The sequence below is a fragment of the Paenibacillus pini JCM 16418 genome (genome assembly GCF_000576305.1).
GTDB lineage: Bacteria > Bacillota > Bacilli > Paenibacillales > Paenibacillaceae > Paenibacillus_AQ > Paenibacillus_AQ pini.
In genome coordinates this window covers 245,877-258,077 of the sequence record NZ_BAVZ01000002.1, presented here as the reverse complement: position 1 = coordinate 258,077, position 12,201 = coordinate 245,877, and the positions used below count along the sequence as shown (strand labels likewise).

9 protein-coding genes and 2 pseudogenes are annotated in these 12,201 nt (G+C 42.3%); 3 read left to right on the top strand and 8 right to left on the bottom strand.

The features are described from left to right. Positions 1–26: 26 nt before the first annotated feature. Together grpE and hrcA are read right to left on the bottom strand one after the other, a co-directional pair. Complete coding sequence (gene grpE / locus JCM16418_RS04490) at positions 27–638, bottom strand: nucleotide exchange factor GrpE (RefSeq protein WP_242403713.1); 612 nt, start codon at positions 636–638, stop codon at positions 27–29. 113 nt (positions 639–751) lie between these two features. Further along, positions 752–1,785 (bottom strand): annotated as a pseudogene (gene hrcA, locus JCM16418_RS04485) (heat-inducible transcriptional repressor HrcA). 324 nt (positions 1,786–2,109) lie between these two features. Between hrcA and JCM16418_RS04480 the strand changes: the two are divergent. After that, positions 2,110–2,616, top strand: a complete 507-nt coding sequence (locus JCM16418_RS04480; protein WP_036646591.1) for a hypothetical protein — start codon at positions 2,110–2,112, stop codon at positions 2,614–2,616. Positions 2,617–2,699: 83 nt separating this feature from the next. Here JCM16418_RS04480 and JCM16418_RS04475 read toward each other — a convergent pair whose 3' ends face one another. The 6 genes from JCM16418_RS04475 to gpr form a co-directional block, all read right to left on the bottom strand. Then, positions 2,700–3,161: an N-acetyltransferase gene (locus JCM16418_RS04475; RefSeq protein ID WP_036646585.1), complete on the bottom strand. Its 462-nt coding sequence runs from the start codon at positions 3,159–3,161 to the stop codon at positions 2,700–2,702. Between the two features lie 73 nt (positions 3,162–3,234). Then, the gene (hemW, locus tag JCM16418_RS04470) at positions 3,235–4,428 is read right to left on the bottom strand and encodes a radical SAM family heme chaperone HemW (protein WP_052020070.1); all 1,194 of its coding nucleotides are present in this window, start codon (positions 4,426–4,428) and stop codon (positions 3,235–3,237) included. 105 nt (positions 4,429–4,533) lie between these two features. After that, on the bottom strand, positions 4,534–6,348 hold the full coding sequence (gene lepA, locus JCM16418_RS04465) for a translation elongation factor 4 (RefSeq protein WP_036646584.1): 1,815 nt from the start codon (positions 6,346–6,348) through the stop codon (positions 4,534–4,536). A gap of 82 nt (positions 6,349–6,430) precedes the next feature. Continuing rightward, a complete protein-coding gene (locus JCM16418_RS04460) occupies positions 6,431–6,781 on the bottom strand; it encodes a hypothetical protein (RefSeq protein WP_036646583.1) in 351 nt (116 codons plus the stop codon). Positions 6,782–6,806: 25 nt separating this feature from the next. Beyond that, positions 6,807–8,108, bottom strand: coding sequence for a stage II sporulation protein P (gene spoIIP / locus JCM16418_RS04455; protein ID WP_036646582.1), 1,302 nt, complete (start codon positions 8,106–8,108; stop codon positions 6,807–6,809). Positions 8,109–8,226: 118 nt separating this feature from the next. Beyond that, complete coding sequence (gene gpr, locus JCM16418_RS04450; RefSeq protein ID WP_036646581.1) at positions 8,227–9,228, bottom strand: GPR endopeptidase; 1,002 nt, start codon at positions 9,226–9,228, stop codon at positions 8,227–8,229. A gap of 157 nt (positions 9,229–9,385) precedes the next feature. On the opposite strand from gpr, the gene rpsT reads away from it, so the two are divergent. Both rpsT and JCM16418_RS04440 read left to right on the top strand, forming a co-directional pair. Beyond that, positions 9,386–9,658, top strand: a complete 273-nt coding sequence (gene rpsT, locus JCM16418_RS04445; RefSeq protein WP_036646579.1) for a 30S ribosomal protein S20 — start codon at positions 9,386–9,388, stop codon at positions 9,656–9,658. Positions 9,659–9,839: 181 nt separating this feature from the next. Continuing rightward, a pseudogene (locus JCM16418_RS04440) lies at positions 9,840–12,196 on the top strand (glycoside hydrolase). Positions 12,197–12,201 lie beyond the last annotated feature (5 nt).

Sequence of the window (12,201 nt, the reverse complement as noted above, 5' to 3'; positions counted from 1 at the left end):
TCTCATTTTATATTTAAACAGCAATATTACATGCTGACTTTAACCATCGCTGGACGTAGAACTTTGTCCTTCAACATATAACCTTTTTGAACTTCTTCGGCTACGATGCCTTCCTCATACTCTTCGCTTTCCACCTGCATAATCGCTTGATGGAACTCAGGGTTAAAAGGCTGACCTACGCTATCCATAGCGGTTAATCCTTCGCTTTGCAGTACACCTTCCAGTTGACGGAAAATCATACTTACACCTTTAGCCAAAGATTCCTCATTCGCATTGTCACCAGCTACTGCCAATGCACGTTCAAAATTGTCCACAATCGGCAACAATTCCGTAATCAGCTTCGTTGATGCATATTTGGCGAAATCCTCTTTTTCCTTCTGTGTACGTTTGCGGAAGTTGTCAAAATCAGCTTGCGTGCGCAGCGCACGTTGTTGATTCTCGTCTGCCAAAGCTTTGTACCGTTCAAGCTCACCTTGTAGATGGTTGGAATCAAGCACTTCAACGTTGGATTCATCTGCGTTTTCCGCAAAATTCCCATTGTCTTCTTGTTCAAACTGCTCATTTGAATCAGTATCAAATGCAGATTGATTTATGTCTTCCTGCATTTCTTCATGTTGATTATGTTTGTTCTCTTTCAAGATGTCTTCACCTCCTTAGTATGCCCTTCTAATATATAACCTTTGTTCATGCTTGTAATCTCCCTTCAACTCGGGTGAAGTCATGAATACGAAGAACTGATTCATGGCTCGCCTTATTTATACCAATGGGACATCAGCGCTGTTAGATCTTTCGACAGCATGCCTAGTATATTCATGACTCTCGCATATTCCATGCGTGTAGGACCAAGAATACCGATTGTTCCCAGTGATTCGCCTTCAAGTGAATACGTCGCTGTAATCAAGCTACAATTAGCGAAAGCTTCGTGATCATTTTCTGTACCGATTCGCACCTGAATTCCCGCCGCGCCTTGGGAAGGTGCCATCATTTTCATAAGTGTTGGTGTTTGTTCAAGCAAATCTAAAATTTCCTTAACCTTGTCTACATCCTTAAATTCAGGTTGTGTCAGCATGTTCGTAGTACCACTAAGGTATACCCGCTGATCGTTCTCCCCATCCAAAAATATAGTATCCAGTACTTTCATAATTTCTTCATAATGTGAGATATGTCTTTCCATCTCATCTCCAAGCACTGTGTATAACTGAGGTTTCAGCTTGTATAATGGTACATTTACCAATTTACTGTTAAGCAGGTTTACCACTTTCTCCATTTCCGAAACTGAAACACCCGGTGGAATCGTAACGGTTTTGTTCTCAACCTGACCTGTACTGGTAACAATAATAGCCACAGCAGTCGTTTCATTAAGTGGAAGTAACTGGAAATGACGTAATGATGTATGAAAAACCTCCGGTCCCAGAAGGATGGAAGTATAATTCGTCATATTGGAAAGTATGGAAGAGGCATTTTGAATGACCTGCTCCATCGCATTCAGTTTCTCAGCGAAAAACGTACGTATCGTTTGCATTTCATCGGGCAGTGCGGTATTTTGCGGTTCTAGATGATCCACATAATAACGGTAGCCTTATGAGAAGGAATACGACCGGCTGAAGTATGAGGCTGCTCCAAGAATCCCAAATCCTCTAAATCAGCCATCTCATTACGAATGGTAGCCGGACTGTATCCAACATCTCCCCGTTTAGAAATGCTTCGGGAACCCACAGGTTCAGCAGAACGAATATAATCGTTCACAATAGCGTTTAGAATCATTCTTTGGCGTTCGGTTAGCATGCCTTTCCCCCCTCTGCGGTAAATACCATCCTGTCATTCGATCGTTAGCACTCACATTAGACGAGTGCTAATCACTAATACAAAAATACCAAACTGACCTGAGCATTGTCAAGTCGGTTCAGTATTTACGTGAAGGAAAAAGATAAAAGCTTTTCTCACAGGTAGAATCACACCCGTTTTTCTAAGTTGATTCTGTATTTTCTTAACAGTAAGGTGAATAAAATGACACTCTAAAGTAAATAAAATGACACCCTATAATTAGGACATCATTGTAAGCTATAAAGACTTTTTAGTAATAAATAATAAATGGAGGTTAAAACAGCTTTGAACAAAAATTTCTACTACTCTGCATTTCTCGTCATCGCCCTATTGTTAAGTTCTTGCAGCAAAAATGAAACAAACACGACTTCAGATCCAGTTTCAGTTTCGCCATCCAACGCTTCTTCATCAAGCGTTTCATCCATTCCTTCTTCACATTCACCCGAATATTTTGGTGATTGGACTGTAACCGGACTGGCTGGGTCATCACCTATCTCCACAGAAGTCGATCAAAGTCTAATTAAAACGAAGGCATCCTACTCCAATGAAAAAGCATCCTTTGGTAAGAATGAAATTCTGACTCCACAATATAAAGAGCTGAATTTAACGAATGAAGAATTTCTCAACGAATACAGAATCGAATTAAACGATATTGGAGTTAAATCAGAGTCGGTTAAAACGGTATCTATAAATAATTGGACCAATGCAGGTAGTTTGTTAATTATTAAAGACGATCAAACCATGATTTTCTTATGGGATGGAAACTACTATGAATTGAAAAAGGACAAGTAATTCATCTAAATAGACTGCTACCTCATTAGATCGAACTAATGAAGTAGCAGTCTGATTTTCAAAAAAAGTAGCGGTTTGAATAATTAATTCAGGATCTTAAGAACCGCAATTTCATCACAGCAATCTTGCTTACTGCAATGAATGCAATCCGTCCATACTTTCTCTGGAAATATCTCTTTATCAACAATGGCAAAGCCATTTTTCTGGAAAAAGGAAGCTTCATATGTTAAGGCCATGATTTTCGGAATTTCCTGAACCATCGCTTCTTCCGTCAAGCGATTCACGAGCATAGAGCCGATGCCCATGCCTTTATATCCTTCAAGGATACCTAAAGAACGAATTTCTACCAAGTCGCTGCCCAGTCGGCATAACGATCCACATCCGATCACTTCACCCTCAAGTTCAGCAACAACGAATTGATCTAATTGTTGAAGCAGTATTTTTCGTGAGCGCGGTAGCATAATGCCACGCTGTGCATAATTCTGAATCATTTCATACAGCGGCTCGACATCTTCAGGTACCGCTTTTCTGCATATCGCAGGCATGGGTTATCCTCCTTACACGTACTGTCCAATATAATGAATAAATATACAACAGTACGTATAAAAGTTCAAGCCATTATTTTACGGTCAGGTACCCTATAAATTCGCCAAATACTTCATTACCAAATAGGACTCCCTTGTCACTAAGTCGGTACCCCGTTTCGGTCTCCTCCAACAGGCCTGCAGCCAGCATTTTATTCAACGGCTTAGCAAACACGTCGTCCATTGAAAGCTCAAATTGCTCCTTGAAATGAGCGCGAGAGACACCTTGCATAACACGAAGCCCAACCATCATGAAGTCCTCCATCGCTTCATCGCGCGGAATAGGGAAGCTCTCTAGACGTGGCAAACCCTCCCTAGTCGCTTGGATATATGGATTTACACCTTTGATGTTCATATGGCGCTGATGATCCATATAACCGTGTGCTCCTGCACCTAGACCATAGTAATCCTCATTCAGCCAATAAGTCATATTGTGACGGCTATATTTGCCGGGCTTCGCAAAGTTACTGATTTCGTATTGTTCATAACCGGCCTGCTTCATACGCTCCATGAGTAGCAAATACATTTGCAGTTCATCATCTTCATGCGGTAGAGGTAGTTGATTTTTCTTAAACATCGTATGGAAAAGTGTGTTCTCCTCTACCTTCAAGCTATAAATCGAATAATGCGGAAGATCTAGCGCCAAAGCTTTCGTGATACTCTCGTTAAGCATCTCAACCGTTTGGTTCGGAAGCCCAAACATCAGGTCGATCGACATATTATCAAAACCTGCCTTACGAGCATTCTCCAAGCTTTGGTACACATCATCCGTATCATGAATTCGCCCAATGTCGCTTAGTAATTCATTCTGAAAAGCCTGCACCCCAAAGCTCACTCGATTAACTCCGCCAGCTCTCATTACAGACAGCTTCTCCAGATCGGTTGTGCCCGGATTCGCCTCCATCGAGAACTCCATATCCTCTGCCCAGTCCGGAAAATGTTTCTTAACTGATTTCAAGAAAAATTCCATCTCATTCGGTTTCAGCACCGTTGGCGTACCTCCGCCAACAAATATACTCTTAATCTGCCCAGGAGGATTTGCCGCTACAGTCAGTTCCATCTCCCGATCTAGAGCTACTAAATAGTCCATAACCGGCTGATTCTTCAAAACATAAGAATTAAAATCGCAATAAAAGCACTTATTGGTGCAAAAGGGAATGTGCAAATATACCGCCTGCGGTTTACTTTTGATGGTAAGCCGATTGTTGTCTACTTCTTGCGCATGCATACCCGACATATCATTTCCCTCCGATCTACTTAGAAAAGGGAAAGCCGTAAACGGCTCTCCCCATTAAGGTTTAATGTAGTTTCATTCCGCATTACATTTTAGATGTTAATCGTCTATTTTAAGAACCGCCATAAACGCTTCCTGCGGAACCTCGACGCTTCCCACCTGTTTCATACGCTTCTTACCTTCTTTTTGCTTCTCGAGCAATTTCCGTTTACGCGAAATGTCACCACCGTAACATTTGGCAAGTACGTTCTTACGCATCGCCTTAACCGTTTCACGCGCAACAACCTTCGTTCCGACAGATGCCTGAATAGGCACCTCGAACATTTGGCGTGGGATCAGTTCGCGTAACTTCTGACAAATACCCCGTCCACGATGGAAAGAACGATCGCGGTGGACAATGAAGGAAAGTGCATCGACTTGTTCGCCATTAAGCACAATATCCATTTTGACCAGGTTAGAACGTTTGTAACCCGAGAGCTCGTAATCAAACGAAGCATAGCCCTTTGTTCCGGATTTCAATTGATCAAAGAAGTCATATACAATTTCGGACAACGGCATTTCATACGTAATCGTTACACGTGTCGTGTCCAGATATTCCATATTTATAAAATCTCCGCGTTTGTTCTGGCAAAGCTCCATGATTGTCCCTACATAATCATTAGGTACAATAATAGCCGCCTTCACATAAGGCTCTTCAACATAATCTACTTTACCTACCTCCGGATAGTGGGAAGGGTTGTCGATTTGAATGGTTTCGCCGTTGGTTAGAGCAATGCGGTAAATAACGCTTGGTGCAGTCGTAATCAGCGGAATGTTAAACTCACGTTCAATCCGCTCCTGAATAATTTCCATGTGCAATAGTCCCAAGAATCCACAACGGAAACCGAAGCCAAGCGCACTGGACGTTTCCGGCTCAAAGCTAAGAGATGCATCATTGAGCTGTAACTTCTCCAAAGCTTCACGTAGATCATTATACTCCGACGTTTCGATCGGATATAGACCGCAATATACCATTGGATTAATTTTACGGTAACCTGGAAGCGCCTCTGGTGTAGGATTCTTTGCATCTGTAACCGTGTCACCGACACGCGTATCACCAACATGCTTAATACCCGCCACAATAAAACCAACATCGCCGACATTAAGCTCGTCCACGATCGTCATACGCGGCATGAAAGCTCCGACTTCAATGACTTCAAATGTCTTATTTGTAGCCATCATTCTGATCTTCGTACCTGTTTTAACCGATCCGTTCACGACACGAACGTATACAATTACACCTTTGTACGGGTCATAGTGCGAATCAAAAATCAATGCTTTCAGCGGTTGATCCGATTCACCAGTCGGTGCAGGAACTTGCTTCACTACCTGCTCCAAAATTTCCTTAATTCCAATTCCTGCCTTAGCGGAAGCTAAAACAGCATCGCTAGCATCCAGACCAATAACATCTTCAATCTCCTGCTTCACCCGATCTGGATCTGCGCTCGGCAAATCAATCTTGTTGATGACAGGTAAAATTTCAAGGTTGTTATCCAGTGCTAAATATACGTTTGCAAGCGTCTGCGCTTCAATTCCTTGTGCAGCATCCACTACAAGCAGTGCACCTTCACAGGCCGCAAGGCTGCGAGAGACCTCATAGGTGAAATCGACGTGTCCTGGTGTATCAATCAGATTCAGCAGGTAGTCTTCTCCATCATCGGCACGGTATGTAAGATGAACGGCTTGAAGCTTGATTGTGATTCCGCGCTCTCGCTCCAGATCCATTTGATCCAGTACCTGCTCCTGCATTTCACGTGATGTCAACGCCCCTGTAAACTCTAATATCCGGTCAGCGAGTGTCGATTTACCATGGTCTATATGTGCAATAATACTGAAGTTCCGAATTTTCTTTTGTCTTGCTTGAATGTCTGTCATGCCTTACCCCCAAAAACAGCCTGATGTATCAATCAATTCATTATAGCAGTTGAAGGATAGGCCAGCAATCCCTATAGCTTCCTTAATCCGTTAAGGAACTGAATAATGAAACAACCATCCGTATACTCTTTTGTGAAAGTTCCTGCAAAAGACCTGAAGTCTTGTCTGCCAATACATCCACTGTCGGTTTTTTGGCATTCGGTAACAATATTTGTTCTGGCGTCATATTCCTCACATCTTCTTGTGTTGTTTGTACAATGAACGTATTCGAGCTGGTGCGGGAGCTGGGGGAGGTTTGCTGGCTTGCATTTACCGAACTGCGGATCGATGGGTCACTTGAAGGTACGTCAGAACCCGCAAGCTGCATTCCAATCAATACACCAATTCCTGCACATATGACCAAGCCCCACATTTTTTTACTCTTCCTTGCCATTATTATTCCCCTCCCACAGTCCATTTTAGTTTTTTGGCTCTGTTTTTTTCCCAGGCTCTGGCACAACAACATTCGCTTTCTGCGTTTTCTGATCTTGATAATATAAATCAGCTACAATATCGCCTAGAATCTCTGCCGTGCGCCGCAGTTCTTCATTTGTACTATCGATCCCGCCAACTTCAATTAATATGCTTTTAGTAGATAGGGTCTGGTTATACTCTCCATTTCCTTGCGCCGAAGTCTTTCCCCAGATTCCGCGTGATATTCCAGGATACTGCTTCTCTAACCGCTCATGAATGGCGTTTGCGAAGGCCTCATTCTCCCGCCATTTTTTATTCTCATGACCAATAATGAAGAAGACTTGTGCATAGCTCGCCCCGTTCACAACAGCTGTGGACTTGCCATGACGCTGTGAATCTCGGTGGATATCAAGTAAATACGTAAGATTACTGTTCTGACTCATGGCCTGTTTAACTGTTTGTCTTGAATATTTATAAGAGAAATTATAGTTGTAGCCTGCCACGGTTGATACGTAATCTTTCTGCGCATGAACCGTTCCGACCCCAAGCTTTTCAAGCCTTTGTGCCATGTAACTGCCGACGACCATCACATTCTTTGAAGATGAGCTGGAGCTTGGATTATTACTCGTTTTACCTAATAAAGGATTATATGATTCTCTCGGATGAGAATGATAGATCAAAACCTGCTTGTTCAATGACCCTGTAGATGGAACTTTATCCTCAGTATCCGGTATTGGTGTTGTTCCTGTCGGGTTCTTCTTTCCACCAGGCTGAGGCTCCCTTTCGGTCGCATCCGTTTTTCCATTACTGCCTGTAGTTGGATCAGTATCATCCGTAGCGAGTGCTGTGTCTCCCGGCGGATGAAAATCTTCAGGTCCCTCAAGGTTTTTATTGCCTGAGCCAATTCTTAACAGTACGGGGTCATTCGAACCCAATCCAGGCATTTCACGGGCCACTAAACTTTTAGGATCACGTATATTGACACTGGTTAGCATCTGGAACATAAAGGTCGTCATGTTTTCACCTGAAAAGGTGCTTTTATCCTTATCCGCCTTAGCTAAATTAGGAAGTTCCATTCCAAGCATATCCATAAAAAACTGGCTGGACAGCGATCCTGCAAATCCTTTCATGGATGAAACTGGGGAAGAATTTAATCTCTGTTCAGCTATGCCTCCCAAACCGAGTACAACGAAAAACAGCAGTGAGCTTACCATTAACAACACGAAAGTGCGTCCCAATGTAAGGATATGAAGCAACTTGGCTCTAAATTTAGCAATGTTCCAAAGTTGAAACCCGTTCCTTTTCATTCTGATGTCCTCCTGAAATCTCTTATACTCCCAATCTATGAACAGAAGAGATTTACTAGAACCATAAAAAGAAGAAGTCCGCTAGATTTACCTAGGGGACTTCTTAGAACAATTGATTTTAATGGGTATACGCTCCGACATTACCGGGATCAACTGCATCATGCAGTGCAGCATTCAGACCGCTTGCGACAATATTGGCGATATCTTCAATAAACTCATCAATTTCTTTGGGTGTTACAATCAGATCATGCCCCAGCGGTTCCAGCACTTCCTTAACCAACGCCAGGCGTTCATTTTCAGAAATATCATCAAGTAGTCCCATGATTTCCCGAGACTGATTGGTTTCTTGACTAAAATGTTTCTTCATCATATCAAGTACATTGTTCACGATTGTGGATGCATAGCAGACGGTTGGGACACCTATCGCAATACAAGGAACACCTAGTACTTCCTTGGTCAAACCACGCCGCTTATTACCAATTCCTGAACCTGGATGGATTCCGATATCAGCAATCTGAATCGTTGTATTAACTCTCTCCAGTGACCTGGATGCGAGCGCATCAATCGCAATCACAACATCAGGGTGGATACGCTCAACGATACTTTGAACAATTTCACTCGACTCAATACCCGTAATACCTAGTACTCCTGGCGCAATCGCACTAATCTGACGGTAACCTGGTGCTACCTGATCGGGCATCAACTCGAAATATTGTCTTGTGACAAGCATATTCTCTACCACCAACGGTCCAAGCGAATCGGGTGTTACATTCCAGTTACCCAGACCCACAACAAGAATAGTTTGCGTCTTCTGAACACCAATTAATGTAAGGAAATATTCGAATTCATGAGCAAAAGCTACAGCTACCTTCTCTTGTAGACCCGTATCCCCATTGCGGAGCCCAGGAACTTCAAGGGTAACGTAATGTCCTTGTACACGGCCGATGGACTGAGCTCCAGCCTCGTTCAGCACGTTCAAGCGAGTAATCTTGATACCATCTTTTTCGGATACCTCTTCATCGATACCTGTAATCGGTTGGTTGTAGCGTTTCTCTGCCATTTCCTTCGAATCAATCGCTAGGTCCGTCCGGACCGCATAATCCTGTAAATCCAATTCCATCACTTTACCTCCTTCAGCTTATAAAGATAGTTTGCTGGAGGTGGAGCCAGTTTATGCAAAGCCTTTTTGGTATTGCTTTTTGTAGTACCCCATGCTAAACTATTTTAAGTTGTGAATCATTTCGAGTTATTCGAATGCCTTACAGGAGGTGAATGCAATGCCAAACATTAAATCCGCCGTAAAACGCGTAAAAACGAACGACAAACGCCATGCGCTTAACGCTTCCCAAAAATCCGCGCTCCGTACAGCTGTTAAAGCTGCTGACAACGCGCTGACAAATAATGAAGTTGAAGCTGCGAAAGCCGCTATTCAAGCCGCTTCTCAAAAGCTGGACAAAGCCGTAACAAAAGGTTTGATCCACAAAAATGCAGCAAGCCGCAAGAAATCTCGCTTGGCGAAAAAACTTAACGCTCTTAGTGCACAAGCATAAGAAGCGCTATCCATAAGATATGCATAGGGAAGTCCTGAGAAGCTATTAAGCTTATCAGGACTTTTTAATTTTTATGGAACCCTCTACCTTTACATATATTTAAATTCAATTTCTTCTCTACTTGTCACATTGGCGTCACAATGAACCGCTAAAGTGGGTTTTATTACAAGGAGGGAATGGAATGAATAGAAAAGTAGTGATCGGAGTTAGTTTATCCGTAGCCGCGGTCCTGATCGTAGGCATCTCCGTCATGCAACCGCAAAAGACCGCAGATCCAAACATCCAGAGCTCAAACAGTACAAATAACAAACTCCAAGTGCAGCAAGTGGAACTGAAAAATGTTTACCGTGATTTTACCTTCGATGCCGATCCGGAAACAGCTCAATTATTTGTTGAAAAAGATGGTGTGAAGGAAAGCGCATCTCTTCCCCTACCCAAAGAAACCGTTACTCAACTGAAGAAGACACCTGAAATCATTTCTTGGAGCTATCCTCAGAAACAGATGGACATCAAAATGGAGAAAAAGGATCATTACGTTGAGGTCTCTCTTACTTCAAACGGAGCATCGAGCTATGAATGGCCAAAAGTTCAAGGTGAAAGCTATATGCTGCCAATTGGCGATGGTAAGTATATCCCAGCTGGAGACAAGATATGGAGAAATTTTCTTACCGATAATAATATGAACTTTATAGAGAGCTTCTCCATGCGTTTTTTTGCTGTTAACCATAAAGGTTACTCTGTCTTGTACATAGCAGACGATATGTATAATGATACGATTCAGTTTAAGACAGAACCTGCCATTCAAATGAGCTTTACACATGATTTCCCATCCATTAATTCGAATAAATCGTATAAATTCCGTATTTATGTAACAGATAATGACCCTGCCAAGATCTCTCAAATTTATCGTGCCTATATTCAGGAAAAAGGTGAATTTAAAACGCTCCAGCAGAAAGCTGAGGAGAATCCAAATGTGAACAAGTTGTTTGGAGCGCCCCATATTTATTTATGGAGCAGTCAGGCACTTACCCTAGATAATATTCATTGGAACAAGCTGAAGCAATCTGTCGAAGGCCCATTATTCAACCGAATCGAACAGCTGCTTAAACAGTACAGTGATGATGGATCTGGTGAGTTTAATAGTGTGCTTGCAGATATTTCAAAGAACGATTATATCGATAACTATCAGAAGAATACCATTACAACGGGGCTGAATACGGCTATTAAGCTACCTCAATTGTACACACCGACTTTATTCAAAGATCCAGACGATGATTCGAAAGCACTGCTCAATAAAGGAATTGACCAATTAAGTGAACAGGAACTATACACGTTAAACAAAAGATTACTCAAAAGCGTTCTAAAGGATACTGTTGATCCTCTCGAACAATGGGGCGCTGATGCTTCTACTAATGTTCTGAAAGATATGCATGCTTCTGGCATTCAAAAAGCTTGGATCGGTTTACCTAACTGGGCAGACGGACTTCAGAATCCTGCCATGGTCGAAGAAGCCAATCAATTGGGATACTTGGTTGGACCTTATGACTCCTATCATTCCATTCAGCAGAACGCCAGTAAAGACTGGAATACGGCATCGTTTGAAGATACATCGTTATATGACAATTCAACGATCGAAAATAAGAATGGGGAGAAAATAAAGGGTTTTCTAGGTAGAGGAAGAAAGCTTAATCCGACCTTATCTCTGCCTAGCGTCAAGCAGCGCGTTAATGGAATTCTTCAGAATAACATCCCGTTCAATTCGTGGTTTATCGATTGTGATGCTACTGGAGAGATTTATGATGATTATTCCAGTGATCACCCGACGACTGAACAACAGGATCTACAGGCGCGATTAGAACGTATGACTTACATTAGTAATGACAAGAAGATGGTCATCGGCTCCGAAGGCGGAAACGACTTCGCAAGCACAACCATTGCTTTTGCACATGGTATTGAAACACCCGTTATTCAGTGGTCCGATGAAGATATGCGTGTCAATAAAACAAGCCCATACTATGTTGGAGGATACTGGTCTGAGGGTGGTGGGACTCCTGAGAGATATGCAAAAACAGTACCCATTAAGGAAGCTTACAAGCATATCTATATTGATCCAACTTACTCCTTACCTTTGTACAAACTCGTCTATAACGACTCGGTAATTACGACACATCATTGGGAGTGGGGAAGTCTTAAAATTAAAGATGAGATTGGAAATCGGATGTTATCTGAGCTTCTATATAATGTGCCCCCTCTATATCACATTGACCAAGATAGCTGGAAAAAGAATAAACAGATGATTACAGCGTATCTTAACATTTGGAGCCCATTTCATGAGAAGGCTGTGACTAAGCTATTAACGATTATGAAATTTTATCCTCGGACCGTCTTGTGCAAAGCACTACATTCGGAGACAACCTCCGTGTGGTCGTGAATTTCTCATCCAAGGACTTTTCATTAGATGATAAGATGATTCATCCCAAAACAGCAGTTATCTATGACGGAGCAAAAGTAAGTATATTCGATGCTTCAGCTTATTAAAAAGA

Excerpts from the sequence above, each read along its gene's own strand:
- JCM16418_RS04460 (WP_036646583.1), bottom strand. The coding sequence starts at position 6,781 with ATGGCAAGGAAGAGTAAAAAAATGTGGGGCTTGGTCATATGTGCAGGA.
- hemW (WP_052020070.1), bottom strand. The coding sequence starts at position 4,428 with ATGCATGCGCAAGAAGTAGACAACAATCGGCTTACCATCAAAAGTAAA.
- JCM16418_RS04475 (WP_036646585.1), bottom strand. The coding sequence starts at position 3,161 with ATGCCTGCGATATGCAGAAAAGCGGTACCTGAAGATGTCGAGCCGCTG.
- gpr (WP_036646581.1), bottom strand. The coding sequence starts at position 9,228 with ATGGAATTGGATTTACAGGATTATGCGGTCCGGACGGACCTAGCGATT.
- spoIIP (WP_036646582.1), bottom strand. The coding sequence starts at position 8,108 with ATGAAAAGGAACGGGTTTCAACTTTGGAACATTGCTAAATTTAGAGCC.
- lepA (WP_036646584.1), bottom strand. The coding sequence starts at position 6,348 with ATGACAGACATTCAAGCAAGACAAAAGAAAATTCGGAACTTCAGTATT.
- rpsT (WP_036646579.1), top strand. The coding sequence starts at position 9,386 with ATGCCAAACATTAAATCCGCCGTAAAACGCGTAAAAACGAACGACAAA.